The following is a 19,498-nucleotide window of genomic DNA, read 5'->3' as shown; positions in this document are numbered from 1 at the left end:
CCGAGTCCGGGAACGGACGGGCGCAAACGCCGACAAGATGGCATTGGGAGTCAGTAATGAATCTGATCGCAAAACTTGAGCAGGAAGAGATCGAGCGCGCGCTCGCAGGCAAGACGATCCCCGAATTCGCCCCCGGCGATACGGTGATCGTGAACGTGAACGTGGTGGAAGGTAACCGCAAGCGCGTTCAGGCTTACGAAGGCGTCGTGATCGCGAAGCGCAACCGTGGCCTCAACTCGGCTTTCATCGTCCGCAAGATTTCGTCGGGCGAAGGCGTCGAGCGTACGTTCCAGACGTACTCGCCGCTGCTCGCGAGCATCGTCGTCAAGCGTCGCGGCGATGTCCGCCGTGCCAAGCTGTACTACCTGCGTCAGCGTTCGGGCAAGTCGGCTCGAATCAAGGAAAAGCTGGTGTCGAAGGATCGCACGGCAGCTACCCAGCAAGAGCAGGCGTAAATGCTGTAAGGAAAAAGCACCCACCCGGGTGCTTTTTTTATTCCGGCGCGACAATACGGTTTCCGTCAGACTTTTCCGCGAGCGCCCCCCCGTGATACGTCGCCCGATCATCGACCCCGAAGTGCTGCCCGTCGAATCGACGGGCGCCGGCCTGCCGCGCGTTCCCGATTCGGTGCTGACGCCGGTGGGTTTGCGCGAGCGTTTCGCGCAACATCACGCGTGGACGCAGGAGCCGGCCGAGGCGCGCCTGGGCGAGCAGGGCGATCCGCGCATCGCCGCCGTGCTGGTGCCGCTGGTGGCGCGTGCCGATGGCCTCACCGTGTTGCTGACACAGCGCGCCGATCACCTGACCGACCATCCCGGGCAGATCAGTTTCCCGGGCGGGCGCCACGAACCTAGCGACGCCGATTCGACCGCCACCGCGCTGCGCGAGGCCCGCGAGGAAATCGCGCTCGACCGCGAGCACGTCGAGGTGCTGGGCGCGCTGCCCGACTACCTGACGGGCACCGGCTATCGCGTGACGCCGGTGGTTGGCATCGTGCATCCGCCCTTCACCGTGCAAGCCGACACGCTCGAGGTCGCCGAGATCTTCGAGGTGCCGCTGGCCTTCCTGATGGCGCCCGAGCGTCATGAAGTGCGCCTGTTCAAGTGGGAAGGCGGCGAGCGTCGTTTTTTTGCGATGCCCTATCCGAACGGGCGCGACGACGGCCATTACTTCATCTGGGGGGCAACCGCCGGCATGTTGCGCAATCTGTACCGTTTCCTTGCCGCGCAGCCCTGAACCGATGCCCGCACGAGCCGAACCGACGAGGCGGACCCGAACCCTCGCGCGGGTCCGCTGTGCTATCGTTATGCGAAAAATCGTATAACCCAGAACGGCACGGCCTTTCGCATGACTTTCTTTTCGGTTCTCCTCGCCCTCATCATCGAGCAGGTGCGCGCGCTGTCGCCGGGTAACCCGGTCTTCGCGCTGTTCCAGTTCCATGCGGAAACCGCGGCGCATGGTTTCGACGCCGGCAAGAAGAAGCATGGCGTGCTGGCCTGGCTGGTGGTGGTGGTGCCCTGGGTGCTGGCGGTCGCGCTGGTCTACTACCTGCTGTTCAAGCTCAGCTTCGCGTTCGCCTTCGTCTGGAACGTGGTGGTGGTCTATTTCACGCTCGGCTTCCGCCAGTTCAGCCATTACTTCACAGACATCCATCTCGCCCTCAACAACGACGACGTGCCGCGTGCGCGCGAGGTGCTGGCCGAATGGACCGGCATGGACACGGTCGACATGCCGGTCGGCGAGATCGTCCGTCATACGCTGATCCACGCCGTGGTGGCCTCGCACCGGCACGTGTTCGGCGTGTTCTTCTGGTTCGTGCTGCCGTTCGGCCCGGCCGGCGCGGTGCTGTACCGGATCGCCGAATACCTGTCGCGCAGCTGGTCGGTGCCGACCGACGATCGCACCGAGGCGTTCTCGAATTTCGCGCAGCGCGCCTTCTTCGTGATCGACTGGATTCCCTCGCGGCTGACCGCGCTGGGTTTCGCCATCGTCGGCAATTTCGAGGATGCGATCTACGCCTGGCGCAACCACACGCGCCAATGGCCCGATTCGAACGACGGCGTGCTGCTGGCCTCCGGCAGCGGTGCGCTGGGCGCGCGGCTGGCCGGTCCGCTGGCCGAGCCTTCCAGCGTCGATGCCCTGTCGGTGGGCGACAGCGGCCCGCTGTCGGTCGGCGACGACTGCACGCCGCGCACCCTGCAATCGGCGGTCGGCCTGGTCTGGCGCGCCGTGATCCTTTGGATGATCCTGCTGCTGATGCTCACGCTCGCCGTCTGGGTGTCCTGAGCGCCAGCACGACGATGGCCGGGAGGCGGCAGCGCCTCCCCAACGAAAAAGCCGGCTCACGCGAAGCCGGCTTTTTCGTTTCCGGGCCGCCGGTCGAGCCGGCGCTCAATCCGCCGGTCCGGCTTCCTCGTCACGCGGATCGCGGGTTCGCCCGCAATGCCAGCAGGCCGTGAACTGCGCGTCGAGCACCTCGCCGCAGCCGCCGCAGCGCCAGCGCGTCGCGCCCGCCGGCGGTCCCGAGCGCGCCGCCTCGAGGATGCGCCGCGCCAGCGCCGTGTCGCGCTCGTCGTGTAGCCAGATCTCGGGCGCGCACTGATCGGGCGGCAGCCCGCCCAGCGCGCCGGTCGCGAAGCGATTGTGCAACTCGCAGCCGATCCCGGCCGCGTCCAGCACATTGACCCAGTGGTGGGCGGTGGCGAGGTCGGGGGCGGTGAAGCGCATCGACGCGAGGCGGGCCGGGCGGGCAGCGTGCGCCTTCAGCGCACGATCTGGCTGGCCTCGTGGACCAGTTGCGCGTACAGCGCATGACGCGATTTCGCGATCCGCCCATCCTCGACGGCCGCCAGGATCGCGCAGCCCGGCTCGTGCAGGTGATGGCAGTTGTAGAAGCGGCAATCGGCCAGCAGCGGCCGGAATTCCGGGAAGGCGCGCTCGAACTGGCCTTCGGTCAGGTGGTAGAGCCCGAACTCCTGGAAACCCGGCGAATCGATCAGGGCGCCGCCGTCGGCGAGCGGATAGAGCCGCGTGAAGGTGGTGGTGTGGCGGCCGCTGTTCAGCGCCGCCGAGATCTCGCGCGTGGCGGCCTCGGCCTCGGGCACGATCAGGTTCACCAGGGTCGACTTGCCCATCCCCGACTGGCCCAGCAGGATCGTCGAATGGCCGGCCAGGCGCGGCATCAACTGTTCGAGCGTCGCCTCGGGCGCGCCCTTCACCGACAGCTCGACCACGTCGTAGCCGAGCTCGCGATACGGCGCGAGCCGCTCGCGCGCCACCGGCAGCGCGGCCTCGACGTCGATCTTGTTGAGCACCACGATCGGCTTGAGCTGGTTCGCCTCGGCCGCGATCAGCGCGCGGCCTAGCAGGTCCTCGCTGAAATACGGCTCGGTGGCCAGCACGATCAGCAACTGGTCGAGATTGGCCGCGAACAGCTTGGACTTGAACTGATCGGAGCGATAGAGCAGGTTGCGGCGCGTCTCGATCTCGACGATCACGCCCTGGTCGGCCGAGCTGCGCTCGTAGACGACCCGGTCGCCCACCGCCACCTCGCTCTTCTTGCCGCGCGGGAAGCACTGCAGCATCGGCCCGCCGTCGGCCGGCGCGACCAGGTAATGGCGCCCGTGCGCGGCGATCACGCGGCCGCCGAGGCGCTCGGCGCCGCCCTTGGCCGGACGAGCCGGCGTTTGCTGACGGCCGCGCGTCATGCCGGGCGCAGCAGTCGGTCGATCCGCTGCGAGGCGGGCGGATGCGAGTAGTAGAAGGCGGTATAGACGGGGTCCGGCGTCAGCGTCGAGGCGTTGTCCTCGTAGAGCTTCACGAGCGCGTTGACGAGGTCCTGCCGGTCGGTCTGGCTGGCCGCGAAGGCATCGGCCTCGAACTCGTGCTTGCGCGAGCTCATGCTGCTCAGCGGCGTGACGAAGAACAGGAACACCGGCACCGCCAGGAAGAACAGCGTCAGCGCGAGGCCGGCGTTGCTGCCCGCCATCGAGGGCAGGGCCCCCAGCCCGGTATAGAACCAGGTGCGCCCGGCGAGCCAGCCCAGCAGGGCCAGCAGCGCGAGGCTCAGCACGAAGGTGACCAGCATGCGCTTGACGATGTGGCGGCGCTTGAAGTGGCCCAGCTCATGGGCCAGCACCGCCTCGATTTCGCTGCCCGACAGGCGCGCCAGCAGCGTGTCGAAGAACACGATGCGCTTGGCGGCGCCGAAGCCGGTGAAGTAGGCGTTGCCGTGCGCGGAGCGGCGGCTGCCGTCCATCACGAACAGGCCCTTGGCCGCGAAGCCGCAGCGCTTCATCAGGCCCTCGATGCGCGCGCGCAGCGCCTCGTCGCCGAGCGGCTCGAACTTGTTGAACAGCGGCGCGATGAAGCTCGGATACAGCACCAGCACCAGCATCTGGAAGGCGACCCAGACGATCCAGGTCCACAGCCACCAGAGCGGGCCGGCGCGGTTCATCAGCCACAGCACCACGAACAGCAGCGGCAGGCCGAGCAGGGCGCCGACCGCGGTATTGCGGGCCAGGTCGGCGAAGAACAGCTTGCGCGTCATGCGGTTGAAGCCGAAGCGGCCCTCGATGCCGAACTGGCGCACGTAGTCGAAGGGGATCTCGACGGCGCTGGTGATCAGCAGCACGGCCGCGATCAGCAGGATCTGCTGGCCGTAGCCGCCGCCGAGCCAGCCGCGCAGCGCGTGGTCGATCGCGCCGACGCCGCCGAACAGCGTCAGCGCGATCAGCAGCACCGCGCCGGCGACGATCTGCAGCATGGTCAGCCGGGTGCGCGCGACCGTGTAGTCGGCGGCGCGCTGGTGCGCGGTGAGCGGGATGGTGTCGCGGAACTGGGCGGGCACCGCGCCGCGATGGGCGGCCACGAAGCGGATCTGGCGCGTGGCGAGCCAGAGCTTGGTGCCGACCATCGCGAGGATGGCGGCGGCGAACAGCAGGGTGAACGGGTAGGCGGACATCGGGGGAGGCCAGTGGCCAGTGGTATCTATGCGAGAATTATATGTTCTTGCGGTCGGGGCCCGCTCATCGGACCTCGAACAGGCTTCGGCCGCCATGGCAGGGCGCTCGCCGCTGCCGATCTTCCAGGAAAACCGTATGACCGAACTCCCCGAATCCGCCGGCCAGGCCACGCTCGTGCGCAACGAGCTCAATCTCGTCTGGCTCGACATGGAAATGACGGGTTTGAACCCGGATAGCGACCGCATCATCGAGATCGCCGTGGTCGTCACCAACTCGACGCTCGACAAGACCGTGGAAGGCCCGGTGCTGGCGATCCACCAGAGCGACGAGACGCTCGCCGGGATGGATGCCTGGAACCAGTCGACGCACGGCCGTTCGGGCCTGATCGACCGCGTGCGCGCCTCCACCGTGAGCGAGGCCGAGGCGGCCGCGCAGATCCAGGCTTTCCTCGCGCAATACGTGTCGCCGGGCAAGTCGCCGATGTGCGGCAACTCGATCTGCCAGGACCGCCGCTTCATGGCGCGCTGGATGCCCGAGCTGGAAAGCTTCTTCCATTACCGCAACCTCGACGTCAGCACCCTCAAGGAGCTGTGCCGCCGCTGGCAGCCGGCGATCTACAAGGGTTTCCAGAAGCGCGCGATGCATACCGCGCTGGCCGACATCCACGAGTCGATCGACGAGCTCAAGTACTACCGCGAGCATTTCCTGATTCCGGCGGCCAGCGCCGGTACCGCGGACGCCTGAGCCGGGCGGGGCGGCCGAAGGGCCGCTTTGCCGCCGTTCTGAGCCGGATTCAGCCGGCCCTGGCCGGCCTTCAGGCTTCGCGCGGCGGTCGCTGCGCGCTCTTGGGCCGGAACGCGGCCGTCACGTCCGCGCACGTCTCGATGTAGGGGCCGCCGATCAGGTCGATGCAATAGGGCACGGCGGCGAAGATGCCCGGCACCACCACCTTGCCGGCCTCGTCGCGCAAGCCTTCCAGCGTTTCCTTGATCGATTTCGGCTGCCCCGGCAGGTTGATCACGAGCGCGGCATGATCGGCCGTCTCGCGGATCACCGCCACCTGCCGCGACAGGATCGCGGTCGGCACGAAGCGCAGGCTGATCTGGCGCATCTGTTCGCCGAAACCCGGCATGTCGCGGGTCGCCACCGCCAGCGTGGCTTCCGGCGTCACGTCGCGGCGCGCCGGGCCGGTGCCGCCGGTGGTCAGCACCAGGTCGCAGCCGGCCACGTCGACCAGCTCGACCAGGGTGGCCGAGATCAGCGGCGCCTCGTCGGCGATCAGGCGCGTCTCGGCCCGCCAGGGCGAGACCAGCGCGCCGCCGAGCCACGCCTCCAGCGCCGGGATGCCCTGGTCCTGGTAGTCGCCGCGGCTGGCGCGGTCGCTGATCGAGACCAGGCCGACGATCAGTTCGTCGGGGTGCTTACGATTCGTCGTCATCGTGCTCGGCTTCGTCGTCGTGCTCGCCTTCGCCCTCGGCATCCTCGCCGGGCTTGCCGCTGACGGTCTTGATCCACTGGAACAGCTCGCGGAAATAGCGCGGCGGCTTGCCGAGCTGGGCTTCCTTGCGGGTGTTGCGGATCAGGGTGCGGCCTTCCTGGGCGTCGGCCGCCGGGTAGTCGCGGATGAAGCGCGTGAGCGCCTCGTCGTCGGCGAGCAACTGGTCGCGCGTGCGCTCGATCCAGTGCAGGCGCGCGGTGGCGGCCTTGTTCACGCCGCGCTGCGTGTCGAGCGCGGTGCGCAGCGCCTCGATCTCGGGCTCGACCAGCGAGCGCATCACCTTGCCGATGTACTGCATCTGGCGGCGCTTGCCTTCGTGGTCGGTGATGCGGCGCGCCTCGCGCACGGCGTCGTTGAGCGCTTCCGGCATCGGCATGCGCTTGAGGGCGTCCTTGGGCAGTTCGACCAAGTCGCGGCCGAGCTGCTGCAGCGCATGCATCTCGCGTTTCAGCTGGGATTTGCTGGGGCGATCGTAGCCATGGTCGGCGTCGTCGTCGCCATGCTCGATCGATTGGATACGGGTTTTGCGGTTCATGGGCGAGATTGTATCGCGGCGCGGGCCCCGGCCGGTCGCGCGATGGTTCCGGGCAGGGGCGGGGCCTGGATAGGTAGCCGGCGCCGGACCTTGCTATGATCGCGGGATACGCCTATTTCGAACCACGCGGGCGACCCGCCCGCCACCGGACAACACGACGATGCCTGCTCACACCGACGCACCCGCGCGCCATTTCCCGCACACGCAGGAGCAACTGAAAGAAATCGCCTCGGACATCCTGCGGCACGCGAAGGCGCTCGGCGCGTCCGACGCGGCGACCGAAATCTCGGAAGGCGATGGCCTGTCGGTGTCGGTGCGGCGCGGCGAAGTCGAGACCATCGAACACAATCGCGACAAGATGGTCGGCGTCACGGTGTTCATCGGCAAGAAGCGCGGCAATGCCAGCACCTCGGACTTCTCCCCGGCCGCGCTGAAGGACACCGTGGCGGCCGCTTACAACATCGCGCGCTTCACGGCCGAGGACGAGGCGGCGGGCCTGGCCGAGGCCGAACTGCTCGAGACCGAGCCGCGCGACCTCGATCTCTACCATCCCTGGGCGCTGTCGGCCGACGAGGCCGTCGAGATCGCGCGCCGCTCGGAGGACGCCGCCTTCGCGGTGAGCCCGCAGATCCGCAATTCCGAGGGCGCGAGCGTCTCGGCCCAGCATTCGCAGTTCGTGCTGGCCACCTCGCGCGGTTTCCTCGCCGGTTATCCCTATTCGCGCCACTACGTGGCCTGCGCGCCGATCGCCGGCAGCGGCCGCCACATGCAGCGCGACGACTGGTACAGCTCCAAGCGCAATGCCGACGACCTCGCCGCGCCCGAGGCGGTCGGCCGTTACGCCGCCGAGCGCGCGCTGGCCCGCATGGGCTCGCGCCGGCTCGATACGCGCAAGGTGCCGGTGCTGTTCGAGGCGCCGCTCGCGGCCGGGCTGCTCGGCGCCTTCGTGCAGGCCACCAGCGGCGGCGCGCTGTACCGCAAGACCAGCTTCCTGGTCGACTGCCTCGGCAAGCCGGTGTTCGCCCCGCACGTGCAGGTGGTCGAGGATCCGCACGTGCCGCGCGCGATGGGCAGCGCGCCGTTCGACGAGGAAGGCGTGCGCACGCGCGCGCGCAGCGTGGTCAAGGACGGCGTGGTGGAAGGCTACTTCCTGTCGACCTACTCGGCCCGCAAGCTCGGCACGCAGACCACCGGCAATGCCGGCGGCTCGCACAACCTCGCGCTGCGCAGCACGAACACGCGCGCCGGCGACGATTTCGACGCGATGCTCAAGAAGCTCGGCACCGGCCTGCTGCTGACCGAGTTGATGGGGCAGGGCGTGAACTACGTGACGGGCGACTACTCGCGCGGCGCGGCCGGCTTCTGGGTCGAGAACGGCGTGATCCAGTACCCGGTGGAGGAGATCACGGTGGCGAGCACCCTGCAGGAGATGTTCCGCCACATCGTCGCGATCGGCGCCGACACCATCGTGCGCGGCACCAAGGAAATCGGTTCGGTGCTGATCGAGCAGATGACGATCGCGGGGCAGTGAGACCGCGGCGGGCAGCCGCCCGCCAGCCTTGAACGAAAACGGCGCCGCTCGATGCGGCGCCGTTTTTTTGTGGGCGCGGCGTGGCCTCAGGCCGGGGCCAGGCGCGTGTAGCCGACGAAGGCGTAGTCGAAGTCGTTGGGCGCGCCGGCATGATGCGTCTCGCGCGAGACTTCGCGCCAGTGGGCCGGATCCGGTGCCGGGAAGGCGGCATCACCCTCGAAATCGGCGTCGATCTCGGTGACGATCAGCTTGTCGGCCTGGCCGAGCCCTTCGGCATAGAGCTGCGCGCCGCCGATCAGGAAAGCCTCGGCCGCGCCGTCGCGCGCGGCCACGGCCAGCGCCTCGGCCAGCGAGCCGACCGTCTCGCAGCCCTCGAAACGGCGTGCCGCATCGCGCGTGACCACGATGTTGCGGCGCCCCGGCAGGGGGCGGCCGATCGATTCGTGGGTCTTGCGGCCCATCACGATCGGCGCGCCCATGGTGGTGCGCTTGAAGAAGGCCAGGTCCTCGGGAAGCTTCCAGGGGAGCTGGCTGTCACGGCCGATCACGCCATTGCGGGCGCGCGCGACGATCAGGGTCAGGGTGGTCATGACGATATCCGGAGCAGGCTGCAAAGCGAGAGATTCTACCGGATCGCCTGCCGCGGCAAGGCTCGCGCGGCCTGCTCGGGCTTCATCGACCGCTGGGTCCGCTCAGCGACGAGGCGGCTCCCCTGGGCCGTCGTCCCCGCCGTCGTCTTCGCGAGACGCGTCGGGGCCTCCCTGGCCGGAAGCCGTTGCGTCCTCGGCCATCCCATCGGCCTTCCCGCCGCCCATCGTCTCGCCCGGCCCCGGCGCCTCATGGCCGTCGTCGTTCGCCCCGCGCGGCAGGTCGCCATGAGCCATCTCGCGCAGGCCATGGGCGTCCATCAGCCGGTACAGCGTGGCGCGCGAGATGCCGAGTTCGAGCGCCGCGTCGGTCAGCCGATGGCGATGGCGCAGCAGGGCGGCCTCGATCGCGCGGCGCTCGGCGCTCTCGCGCGCGTCGGCGAGCGTGACGGCCTGCTGCGAGGCGTAGTCGCTGAGATCGAGGTCCATCGCCGACAACAGCCGCCCGTCGGCCATCACGATCGCGCGCCGCACCCGGTTGATCAGCTCGCGCACGTTGCCGGGCCAGGGATAGCGGCGCATCGCGTCGAGCGCGCATTCGGTGAAGCCGTGGATGCGCCGCACCCCGTCGCCGCCGAACTTGCGCAGCACATGGCGCGCCAGCAGGTCGATATCGCCGCCACGCTCGCGCAGCGGCGGTTCGTCGACGCGCAGCACGCACAGCCGATGATAGAGGTCGGCGCGGAAGCGTCCGTCGCGCACCGCCGCCTCGAGATCGACATGGGTGGCGCACAGCACGCGCACGTCAATGGCGATCGACTCGCGCGCGCCGAGCCGCTCGATGCGGCCTTCCTGCAGGAAGCGCAGCAGGCTGGCCTGGCTGTCGACCGGCATGTCGCCGATCTCGTCGAGGAACAGCGTGCCGCCATGCGCGGCCTCGACCCGGCCGATCTTGCGCTGGGTCGCACCGGTGAAGGCGCCGCGCTCATAGCCGAACAGTTCCGATTGCAGCAGCGTGTGGGGGATCGCGCCGCAGTTGATGGCGACGAAGGGAGCCTTGCGGCGCGCCGAGCGCTCGTGGATCGCCACCGCGGTGAGCTCCTTGCCGGTGCCCGATTCGCCCGCGATGAACACGGGTGCGTCGGTCGAGGCGACCTTGCGGATGGTGCGGAACAACTGCTGCATGGCTTCGCAACTGCCCACCATCTGCTCGTCGCCGCCCGCCGCCGCGGCCGTCGGCGGCTCGGATTCGCCCAGCGCGATCATGCCGTAGGCATGGCCGACCAGGTAGTCGAGCGTGGCGGGCGGCGCCGGGTGCCTGACGTAATCGAAGCAATACTGACGGATCAGTTGCCTGACGGCCGGCTCGTCCAGGCGGGCCTCGCCGGTCAGGGCGATCCAGCCGATCCGCGGCTGGCGCAGCGCGCGTTCGAGCGCGGCCAGTTCGCGCGGCGCGAAGGCATCGAGATCGACGATGCCGGCGCTGGTGGCGTCCTGCCCCGGGCGCCGGACGGTGTCCTGCGCGGAGCGGCAGACCTGGACCTGCCAGCCGCGCGCGCGCAGGTGGGCGACCAGCGCGGCGTCGGGCGTGCGCGACAGATAGACGAGCGGACGCATCACGGACTCCGCGGGAACGATCGGCGGCGGCGCGATGAACGGGCCGGCCGACAGCGAGGTGTCGGAGTCGAGCATCATCGGTTCCGGCGGCCAGGGAGCGGGTGCGGCGTGGCCCGCCCGCGAGAGCGGGGCTCGATACGCGCGAATGCCTTGCGGCGTGCCATGGCCATGGCGGTGCTCCCGTTATGGAATGCCTCGCCGCGCGCGGCCCGGGAGCCGTCGCGACGAGGCGGCCCGTGACGCGCCTGCGCGCGACCCGGGCCGGTTTCGATGCAGCGGCGTCACGCGGTGCGCGACGCCGTGGCGGCACTCAGTGGCCGCTGTTGAGCGCGGCGATCGCCAGGCCGTTGTGCTGCAGGTTGCCCGCGCCGCCGGCGATGTTCACGCCGATGTTGCCGGTCGCGCCGGTGAGCGTGTTGGCGCCGAGCATCGCGGTGCCGACGAAGCGGCCGTTGATGGCGGCACCCGCCACCTGGGTGTTGTCGTCGGTGGCGAGCATCGCGACCGTGCTGGCCTGGGCCGCGTTGGCGGTGGTCATCGAGCCGGCCAGGCTGTTGTTCTGCACGTTGCCGACGCCGACCGTCACGTTCACGCCCACATTGCCCGAGGCTTGCGCGAGCGAACCGTCGCCGAGCGAGGCATTGAGCACGAAGTTGTCGATGCGCGCATGGCCGGCCGAGGACTGGTTGCTGAAGATCTGCGCATTGCCGAACACGTTGCCGATGTCGACCGAGGCGAGCGACACGTCGTTGCTCTGCACGTTGTCGATGCCTTCGGCGAGGTTGATGCCGAGGTTGCCCTTCACGCCGGTGGCGGCGCTGTTGCCGGTGGTGGCCGTCAGCGTGCCGGGCTGTTCGGTGTCGACGACCTGGGTGAGGCTGCCGGTGGTGGCCACGCGCGTCGAGTCGTAGGTGCTGCTGTAGCCCCAGGCCGCGGCGCGCGACGATTCCGCGTGCTCCTGTCGCGAGATGGAAGCGTTCGAACTGTCATGAGCCTCGCTCTGCGTCGCGCCCGCGCTCCAGGCCGTGCCGAAGCGGGCCTGCGTGCTGCTGCTGCTCGCGTCGGCATGCTGCTGCGTCGATCCGGAGGCATTCGCGTAGGACGTGCCGCCCCAGATCGCGCCGGCGCCGCCGACGATGTAGCCGCTTTCGTTCTGCGAGGCGCTGCCGCCCGCCACGAAGCCGAACAGGCCCGGCAGGAAGTAGCCGCTGAGCTGCGCCGACTGGCTGGTACCGGCCGCGCCGGCCGCCCCACCGGCGATGAAGGCCGAGCCGCCGCTGTTGCCCGATTGATGCAGGCTCGACGACTGGTCGAGCGTCGTGCTCTGTTGGGCCGACGCGGTGTTGTACGCGCCGCCCGCGATCCAGCTGCTGCCGCTGCGCGAGCTCGATTGCGAGGAGGCGGTCTGGATCGAGGCATCGAACGAGGCGCTCTGCGCCGAGGCACGATAGGACGAGCCCTGCACGCGGGTGCTGGCCGACACATTGTCGACACTGGTGGTCACCGCGCCCTTGGTATAGCTTTGCGCGAGCGGCTCGAGCGAGACGTGGTTCAGCACCACCGCCTGGTTGTTGTTGATGAGCGCACCGGCGCTGCTCGTGACGTGGGCGGCGCCGTACAGGCCGACCACGCCGAACACGCCGACCGCCTCGGTCACGGCAGTCAGGTCGTACAGGTGGGCGTCGGCCGCGTAGGCCGAGCCGGCCGTGGATGCGAGGATGGCTGCTGCGATGACGGTGCGCTTCATGCGGATCTCCAGGTTGAAATGGACTGCGGAATAAAAAGCGTGCCTGCCGGGGGACAAGACACGAAAAGCGGTATCGCCGAGCTGCGATCGACGATACGAACCGCGACGGGCAGCCGGCCGGCGCCCGATAAAATTATTCGGATGACGAAATGATCGATGCGGCTCGGCCAGGTTGCGGCGCACTTCATCTCGACTCCCTCGATATCGAACTGCGATCGCGCCGGGTTCAGCGGCGCAGGTAGCTGATGCGGCTGCCCTGCACCGGACGCGGTGCGCCGGCGGGCAACGGCACCGACGGCCTGGGCGGCGCGATCTCGTCCCACAGCGTGACCGCGCCGCCGCCCGTGCGCAGGGTGGCGGCCACCGCCACCAGCATCGACGTTCCGACCGCGCGGCCGTGCTGCGCGGCCAGCGTCGTATCGTCGAGCAGGTGGCCGAACCGCAACGGCATCGCCGCGGCCGGGTCGGCGTCGCCGTCCGTCTCGGCCAGCGCCGCGAACGACAGCAGCGCCATCAACACCGCAAGGCCGGCCTGGGTTCGGGGATGTCGTCTCATGGGGCGGATCTCGTGTCCTGGCATGCCGCTGATGGAGCGAAATGCGTGCCACCTTCGCGCAAGGGGCGCCGCGCAAGGCTCGCGTCGTGAAAGACGGGCATCGAGGGCCGGCGGATTCGCGAAAGTGTTTCAGTTCTGAAACGCGCCTCGTACGGATTACTTCGGATACTCAAGGGATGCGAAAGCGCTGACACTGATTCAAACGTATTCGCAGCCTTGTCGCGAAGCGGGTTTCGATAGACGAATCGTCAGCGGCACACCAAAAAAAGCCGCGACGATCGTTCACAAAAATTAAAGCTGTGGCGGGTGGAGTCGGCGTAGATTGGCTTGCACCGGCAGGACGACAGCACAAGAACAAAGCAGTACCCATCAAGGCCGACGGGTCGCGGCCGATAGAAGATATGCGCCTTATTGCCGGGGAGACTTCAATGTCTGCAACAGGACGCGTGGATCGTACGACCCCCATCCCGTGAGGTTTCGTTCGGTCCCGTGGATGCACGCGTCGCCACGCGTGCCGGAATCGGACGAAGGATGGTGCGATGGAAATCGCCACTAGGCATTTGATCTATTTTTCGCGCGACCCGAGCGCTGAACTGCAACGCTGCTTCGATGCGCGCGGCTGGCGCGTCGACGTGGTCGACTCGGCACGCGAGTTGCGGCGCGCCGCGGCGCGCGGCGGCACGGCCGGGGGGCTGCTCGATGTCTCGGGCGGCGTCGCGGCCAACGACCTGGGCGACGTCGAGACCTGCCTGACCACGCCGAACGTCGGCTGGATCGCGGCCACCGGCCCCGGCCAGATGCAGGACCTGGCGCTGCGCCGGCTGGTGCGCGACTACTGCTTCGACTACGTGACGATGCCCTGCGATCGCGAGCGCATCGTCGAATCGGTCGGGCACGCCTACGGCATGATCCGGCTGACCGAGCCGCCGCATTCGCCGGCGCGCGGCGAGGGCGAGATGGTCGGCGCCTGCGACGCGATGCTGGCGCTGTTCCGCACCATCCGCAAGGTCGCCTCCACCAATGCGCCGGTATTCATCGCGGGCGAATCGGGCACCGGCAAGGAGCTCACCGCGGTGGCGATACACGAGCGTTCCGCGCGTGCCGAGGCGCCCTTCGTCGCGATCAACTGCGGCGCGATCCCGCATCATCTGCTGCAGTCCGAACTGTTTGGCTACGAACGCGGCGCCTTCACCGGCGCGACCCAGCGCAAGATCGGCCGGGTCGAGGCCGCGCATGGCGGCACGCTGTTCCTCGACGAGATCGGCGATCTTCCCCTGGAGAGCCAGGCCAGCCTGCTGCGCTTCCTGCAGGAAGGGCGGATCGAGCGGCTGGGCGGCCATGCCTCGATTGCCGTCGACGTGCGGGTGATCTGCGCGACCCATGTCGACATGGAAGCCGCGCTGCGTTCCGGGCGCTTCCGCGAGGATCTCTTTCATCGGCTGTGCGTGCTGAAGGTGGTCGAGCCGCCGCTGCGCGAGCGCGGCAAGGACATCGAGGTGCTGGCGCGCCATATGCTGGAGCGCTTTCGCGGCGATGCGAGCCGGCGGCTGCGCGGCTTCGCGCCCGACGCGATCGCCGCCCTGCACAACTACGGCTGGCCCGGCAACGTGCGCGAGCTGATCAACCGGGTGCGGCGCGCGGTGGTGATGGCCGAAGGGCGCACCATCACGGCGGCCGATCTCGAGCTGGGCGAGTTCGTCGCCTCCGAGCCGGTGTCCCTGCTGGCCGCGCGCGAGGCCGCCGAGCGGCGCGCCATCGAGATCGCGCTGCTGCGTCATCGCGGGCGCTTCGCCGATGCGGCGCGCGAGCTGGGCGTGTCGCGCGTCACGCTGTACCGGCTGATGGTCGCGCACGGCATGCGCGAGCGCGAGCAGGACCTGGTCGGGCTGGCGGTGCCGGCCGTCGGCTGAGCCGGCCGCCGACCCGGCGGCGAGAGGCTTGCTAGAATTGCGGGATGCGGCCGCGCTCGCGGCCGAAGGAACCCGCATGAAACAGTATCTCGATCTCGTCCGCTCCATCCTCGACACCGGCACCTGGCAGGAAAATCGTACCGGTATCCGCACCATCAGCATGCCCGGCGCGATGCTGCGCTTCGACCTCCAGCAAGGCTTTCCGGCCGTCACGACCAAGAAGCTGGCGTTCAAGTCGGCGATCGGCGAGCTGGTCGGCTTCCTGCGCGCCTCGCGCAGCGCGGCCGAGTTCCGCGCGCTCGGCTGCAAGGTCTGGGATGCCAACGCCAACGACAATGCCGTCTGGCTGGCCAATCCCTATCGCAGCGGCCTCGACGATCTCGGCGACGTCTATGGCGTGCAATGGCGGCGCTGGCCCGGCTACAAGGTGCTCGACGCGCAGGCCACCGGGCAGATCGAGGATGCGCTGGCGCGCGGTTATCGCATCGTCACGCGCTTCGAGGAAGAGGGCGCGCAGCAGGTGCTGCTGTACAAGGCGATCGACCAGCTGCGCGACTGTCTCGACACCATCATGCGCGACCCGTCGAGCCGCCGCATCCTGTTCCATGGCTGGAATCCCGTGAAGCTCGACGAGATCGCGCTGCCGGCCTGCCATCTGCTCTACCAATTCCTGCCCAACCCGGTCACGCGCGAGATCTCGCTGTGCCTGTACATCCGCAGCAACGACGTCGGCCTCGGTACGCCGTTCAACCTCACCGAGGGCGCCGCGCTGCTGTCGCTGGTCGGCCGGCTGACCGGCTACACGCCGCGCTGGTTCACCTACTTCATCGGCGACGCGCACATCTACGAGAACCAGCTCGACATGCTGAACCAGCAGCTCGAGCGCGAGCCCTATGAAAGCCCGCGCCTGGCGATCGCCGATCGCGTGCCGGAATACGCGAAGACGGGCGTCTACGAGCCGGAGTGGCTGGAGCGCATCGAGCCCACCGATTTTTCGCTGGAAGGCTATCGGCACCACGCGCCGTTGACCGCGCCGATGGCGGTCTGAACGCGGCTGCCGGGCGACATCCTCCCGGTTCTTGAACGACAAGGCCCGCGCCGTGATGGCGCGGGCCTTGTCGTTTGGGGGAGCCGGGGTTTCAGCGACGGCTGGAGCGGCTCGATCCCGACGACGAGGATTTCGACGACGAAGACAAGTACGAACTCGACGACGAGGAGTAGCCGGACGAATAGCTCGACGAGGATCGCGACGGCGCATACGAGCGCGACGAGCCGCTCGAAGACGAGGACGAGGAGCTCGATGAGGAATAGCCCGACGCGTAACTCGACGAGGACCATGACGGCGCATACGAGCGTGACGAAGCGCCTGGCGACGAGGACGATGAGCCCGACGAGGAAGAGCCCGACGAGCTCCGTGTCGGCGCATACGAGGGCGACGGGGAACCACGCGAGGACGCATACGAGGGCGACGCATCCTGACGCGACGCCGTCGCGGCGCGCGAGGTGGCCGCATAAGTCGACGCCTGCGCGTAATTCGGCGGCGTCGCGGCGCGCGCGCCCGGGGTTGGTGGTACGGTTCGTGCCGAGGCGAGCTTCGCGCCCGGCTGGGCGGCGATGAGGCCGCGCGCGCCCGCCACGGCGAGCGCCGCCATCGCCATCTCGTGCGCATGACCGCCATCGCTCGCGCCCGATTGCGCGAGATGCGATGCACTGTCGTGATGCAGCGCCGGATCGGCGTTTGCTGCATCGCCGGCATGCTGCGCGGCGATCGCCGCGTGCGGCTGGGTCCAGGCCGGCTGCCTGGCGCCGGCGACAGGCCCCGCCTCGGTGGGCGGATGCGGGACCGCGCCGGGGCTCGGCGTTGCCGCATCGGCATGCAGGGCCGCGGCCTTGTCGCCGGCCGTCGGCGGTGGGGGCGGCGTCGGGCGTGCCGGCACGGGCTGGTCGAGCGGGTAAACGTAGCTGCGCGTGCTGACGAGATGCACGACCTGCCCCGGTCGCGCCGCCAGCAGGCTCGACGGATTCGGCTGGCCTGTCGCGCCGGGCTGGCTCTTCGCGGCACGGGAAGGCCGTGTGGCGAGGCTCGGCGGCGTGTCGACGCGAACCACCGGCGCGCCGATGCCGGGCACGCTGCCGCGCTGAGCGAATTGCCGGGCCAGTTGGTCCTGGAACGCGGCCGGCACCACCGGGTTGTGGATCGCGATGACCGGATGCGCGAGAGCTTGCGCGGGCGGCTGGTAGGGCGCGCCGTGCAGCGTGCCCGCAAAGCTCTGGCCAACCGGCGCGAGCCGCGGTGCGCCGACGTCGAGCCGCGCGTTGCGCCATTGCCGCGGATCGACGTGCTGCGTGTGTCGCGCGGTAGGCTGGCCGAGCAGGAAGACCTGCGCCGGCACGACCGTCAAGCCGTTCGGCACGGCGTAGTTGATGTAGGTATTGCGTACCTGGGTGACCAGGAGCCGACGGCTGGAGAGCGCCAGGGCATTCACGCGCTGAAAGTAACCCGGACTCCAGCGCGCCCAGGCGGGGCGCCAGGCCTCGGACGGAGCGAGCGGGAACCAGGCGGCTCGCGGTGTGTTTGTCGGATTCGTTGCATCGAAGTCGGGATCCACCCCGAGGTCGAAGTCGTTGTCGGCGTCGCCGGCAAATCCGACCAGCGCCGGTGCATAGGCTGGCGTGTCGTCGCGGTCGATGCGTTTGCCCGGCACCCAGGACCAGCCGTTGTCGATGTAGGTCCAGCGACCATAGTGATAGGGGGCGAAGCCCCAGGGCGCATCGTCGATCCAGGTCCAGCCCCAGGGCGCCTGCCAGATCCAATGGCCTTTCTTGTACGGTGCCCAGTCGGCTGCCACGTGGCTCGGCGTCCAGACCGTGCCGTATTCGTCGGTCTGTCGCCAGGTGCCATTCGCATCGAGATCCAGGTAGCCCGGCATTTCCCTCGACACGATGCGTGCCGTGGGCGATTGCGCTTCCGCGAAATCGCGTTGCGAGATCCAGGTCACGAACGTGTTGTCCGCCTTCGCGACATGGCTACCCGTGGTCTGCAGGTTCGTGCCCATGAAGGTGATTTGGCGGTCTTCCCCGATTTCCATCTGACCGCCATCAGCGTAGGCGGTTACCCTTCCTTTCAGTACCGTGACGGTTGTCGAGGCGCCGTTCGGGGCCACGTCGATCCGATAGTTGCCCGGATTCTCGAGCGCGAGCGCCGCGTTGGGCGTGTCGACCTCGGGATTGATCACGGAATACTGCGCTGCGTGCACCATCAAGGTTCCGAGCGAGAGCTTCAACTGAGCCGCGCTTTCGTCGAGGTTCAGGATCGATAGCGCGCTCGACGGCGCGAGCCGCACCGAGGTCGAGCCGATATACATCTCCGAGCTGGCGCCTTTGTCGTTCCAGAGCTGATCGCCGGTGGTCACGGGGCGGTTCAGCTCGGCATAGACCCACTGGCTTTCGCCGGCGGGCAGCAGCGTGACCGGCCCGCTCAGGTCGTCGATGCGGCCCACCAGCGTGAGCGGATCGGCGGGGGCAGGCGTCTGGGGGCGGGGCTGCGCGGGATGGGCCGATGCGGCGGCGAGGCTGGCGAACGCGAGCAGCGCCGCCGCCGTCACCGAAGTGAGGAGCAGGGGAACGCGGTGTGGTGTCATGTGTGATGTCGTTATTCGATGTCGGCGCCCTCGCGCCGCATCGCGCACTTTACCCGTGTGCCGGCAATTGGTCTGCCGATTTTGTAATGCCCGCGAGGGTGTTTTTGTAATCGGGTCGTGCTCGCCGGCCGTGATACCGATGGCCGTATCGACAAAAAACCCGCGCTGTCGAGGCGCGGGTTTTTTGCATGACGGTTTTCATCGGCGACACCGATGGTGCGCGTCAATGATGCTCTTGCCTGCCTTGTCCTGGCGACTCGTGCTGCGCCGGCGCCGGCCGCGGCGCCTCGACGCGCGGCGGCGGCGGTGCCGCCGGGCGCTCGAAATGCGGTGCCGGCGGCGGCGCGGCGGGTCGCTCGAAATGCGGTTGCTGCTGCGGTTCGAAATGCGGCTGGGGCCGTTCGATGCGAGGTGCCTCGACACGCGGGGCTTGCGGGGCTTCGAAGTGCGGTTGCGGCCGCTCGACCTGCGGTGCTGGCTGGCGCTCGGGCGGCCGGGCGAACGCTGGCTGGGGCGTCGGCGCACGCGGTTCGGCACGAGGTTCGAGGCGAGGCTGGGCCGCTTCGGCGCGCGCTCCTTCCACTCGCGGTTGCTCGGGCTGCGCATGCGGCTGCGGAACGAAGCCCGGCGCACGTGAGGGCTCTGCCTGCTGAGCGGCCGGGCGTCCGCCGCCGAAGATGGCGGGCGCCCCCGGTGTCGTGGCATGCGGCTGCGCATTCTCTCGCGCTCCAGGTGCTTCGTTTGGCCGGAACTGGCCGGCCGCGCGCTGCTGTTCGATCGGCGCGTGCGGCTGCGTCCAGGCCGGCTGCGCGCCCGCGCCGGGACGTCCCCCGGGCACACCTTCCCGGCCAATTTCGGCGGGCGGCCGCGGCACGCCATTGCCCGCTGCCACGGCGCCCGCCGCCCGGCTGA

At 69.0% G+C, this 19,498-nt stretch carries 19 protein-coding genes; 9 read left to right on the top strand and 10 right to left on the bottom strand.

Annotation, left to right across the window (positions count from 1 at the left end):
* Window positions 1–56 precede the first annotated feature (56 nt).
* The 3 genes from rplS to F3J18_RS21810 all read left to right on the top strand — a co-directional run bounded on the left by rplS (window position 57) and on the right by F3J18_RS21810 (window position 2,286).
* The gene (rplS, locus tag F3J18_RS21820) at window positions 57–455 is read left to right on the top strand and encodes a 50S ribosomal protein L19 (RefSeq protein ID WP_013697025.1); all 399 of its coding nucleotides are present in this window, start codon (window positions 57–59) and stop codon (window positions 453–455) included.
* 91 nt (window positions 456–546) lie between these two features.
* Window positions 547–1,236 carry a CoA pyrophosphatase gene (locus F3J18_RS21815; protein ID WP_166914135.1) on the top strand — a complete coding sequence of 230 codons (690 nt, stop codon included), beginning with the start codon at window positions 547–549 and terminating at the stop codon, window positions 1,234–1,236.
* A 111-nt stretch (window positions 1,237–1,347) separates the two neighbouring features.
* The gene (locus tag F3J18_RS21810) at window positions 1,348–2,286 is read left to right on the top strand and encodes a CobD/CbiB family protein (protein ID WP_025099004.1); all 939 of its coding nucleotides are present in this window, start codon (window positions 1,348–1,350) and stop codon (window positions 2,284–2,286) included.
* Between the two features lie 105 nt (window positions 2,287–2,391).
* On the opposite strand, the gene F3J18_RS21805 is transcribed toward F3J18_RS21810, so the two are convergent.
* The 3 genes from F3J18_RS21805 to F3J18_RS21795 are packed head-to-tail and all read right to left on the bottom strand — an operon-like array spanning window position 2,392 to window position 4,963.
* Window positions 2,392–2,727, bottom strand: coding sequence for a DUF2007 domain-containing protein (locus F3J18_RS21805; protein ID WP_013697028.1), 336 nt, complete (start codon window positions 2,725–2,727; stop codon window positions 2,392–2,394).
* 35 nt (window positions 2,728–2,762) lie between these two features.
* On the bottom strand, window positions 2,763–3,707 hold the full coding sequence (gene rsgA / locus F3J18_RS21800) for a ribosome small subunit-dependent GTPase A (RefSeq protein WP_013697029.1): 945 nt from the start codon (window positions 3,705–3,707) through the stop codon (window positions 2,763–2,765).
* Entirely contained in the window at window positions 3,704–4,963 is a 1,260-nt protein-coding gene (locus F3J18_RS21795; protein ID WP_025099003.1) for a M48 family metallopeptidase, read from the bottom strand. Before F3J18_RS21795 ends, rsgA begins: the two co-directional genes overlap by 4 nt.
* A gap of 136 nt (window positions 4,964–5,099) precedes the next feature.
* Here F3J18_RS21795 and orn point away from each other — a divergent pair, with 136 nt between their 5' ends.
* A complete protein-coding gene (orn, locus tag F3J18_RS21790; RefSeq protein WP_025099002.1) occupies window positions 5,100–5,708 on the top strand; it encodes an oligoribonuclease in 609 nt (202 codons plus the stop codon).
* Between the two features lie 70 nt (window positions 5,709–5,778).
* Here orn and mog read toward each other — a convergent pair whose 3' ends face one another.
* Together mog and yjgA are read right to left on the bottom strand one after the other, a co-directional pair.
* A complete protein-coding gene (gene mog, locus F3J18_RS21785) occupies window positions 5,779–6,402 on the bottom strand; it encodes a molybdopterin adenylyltransferase (protein ID WP_166914133.1) in 624 nt (207 codons plus the stop codon).
* On the bottom strand, window positions 6,386–6,997 hold the full coding sequence (yjgA, locus tag F3J18_RS21780) for a ribosome biogenesis factor YjgA (protein WP_025099000.1): 612 nt from the start codon (window positions 6,995–6,997) through the stop codon (window positions 6,386–6,388). The genes mog and yjgA overlap by 17 nt, the downstream gene beginning before the upstream one ends.
* A 160-nt stretch (window positions 6,998–7,157) precedes the next feature.
* On the opposite strand from yjgA, the gene pmbA reads away from it, so the two are divergent.
* A complete protein-coding gene (gene pmbA, locus F3J18_RS21775) occupies window positions 7,158–8,528 on the top strand; it encodes a metalloprotease PmbA (RefSeq protein WP_013697034.1) in 1,371 nt (456 codons plus the stop codon).
* Between the two features lie 86 nt (window positions 8,529–8,614).
* On the opposite strand, the gene F3J18_RS21770 is transcribed toward pmbA, so the two are convergent.
* The 4 genes from F3J18_RS21770 to F3J18_RS21755 form a co-directional block, all read right to left on the bottom strand.
* Window positions 8,615–9,118, bottom strand: a complete 504-nt coding sequence (locus F3J18_RS21770; RefSeq protein WP_166914131.1) for a dihydrofolate reductase — start codon at window positions 9,116–9,118, stop codon at window positions 8,615–8,617.
* Window positions 9,119–9,220: 102 nt separating this feature from the next.
* Window positions 9,221–10,807: a sigma-54 dependent transcriptional regulator gene (locus F3J18_RS21765; RefSeq protein ID WP_240154611.1), complete on the bottom strand. Its 1,587-nt coding sequence runs from the start codon at window positions 10,805–10,807 to the stop codon at window positions 9,221–9,223.
* Window positions 10,808–11,042: 235 nt separating this feature from the next.
* Window positions 11,043–12,479 (bottom strand): cell wall anchor protein, encoded by a 1,437-nt coding sequence (locus F3J18_RS21760; RefSeq protein ID WP_166914127.1) that lies wholly within the window; start codon window positions 12,477–12,479, stop codon window positions 11,043–11,045.
* A 226-nt stretch (window positions 12,480–12,705) separates the two neighbouring features.
* Complete coding sequence (locus tag F3J18_RS21755; RefSeq protein ID WP_166914126.1) at window positions 12,706–13,035, bottom strand: hypothetical protein; 330 nt, start codon at window positions 13,033–13,035, stop codon at window positions 12,706–12,708.
* 539 nt (window positions 13,036–13,574) lie between these two features.
* On the opposite strand from F3J18_RS21755, the gene F3J18_RS21750 reads away from it, so the two are divergent.
* Window positions 13,575–14,945, top strand: coding sequence for a sigma-54 dependent transcriptional regulator (locus F3J18_RS21750; protein WP_166914124.1), 1,371 nt, complete (start codon window positions 13,575–13,577; stop codon window positions 14,943–14,945).
* Window positions 14,946–15,021: 76 nt separating this feature from the next.
* Window positions 15,022–15,993, top strand: coding sequence for a thymidylate synthase (locus F3J18_RS21745; protein ID WP_166914121.1), 972 nt, complete (start codon window positions 15,022–15,024; stop codon window positions 15,991–15,993).
* Between the two features lie 91 nt (window positions 15,994–16,084).
* On the opposite strand, the gene F3J18_RS21740 is transcribed toward F3J18_RS21745, so the two are convergent.
* Window positions 16,085–18,586: a DUF6600 domain-containing protein gene (locus F3J18_RS21740; protein WP_166914119.1), complete on the bottom strand. Its 2,502-nt coding sequence runs from the start codon at window positions 18,584–18,586 to the stop codon at window positions 16,085–16,087.
* Between the two features lie 226 nt (window positions 18,587–18,812).
* On the opposite strand from F3J18_RS21740, the gene F3J18_RS21735 reads away from it, so the two are divergent.
* Window positions 18,813–19,223, top strand: a complete 411-nt coding sequence (locus F3J18_RS21735) for a hypothetical protein (protein WP_166914117.1) — start codon at window positions 18,813–18,815, stop codon at window positions 19,221–19,223.
* Window positions 19,224–19,289: 66 nt separating this feature from the next.
* A partial coding sequence (locus F3J18_RS37875; protein WP_205195534.1) for a hypothetical protein occupies window positions 19,290–19,498 on the top strand: 209 nt, incomplete at its 3' end.

Source organism: Burkholderia sp. Ax-1720, assembly GCF_011753035.1.
In the GTDB taxonomy this organism is placed as follows: Bacteria; Pseudomonadota; Gammaproteobacteria; order Burkholderiales; family Burkholderiaceae; genus Burkholderia; species Burkholderia gladioli.
The sequence above is the reverse complement of the archived record's forward strand: the minus strand, read 5'-3'. Positions and strand labels throughout refer to the sequence as shown.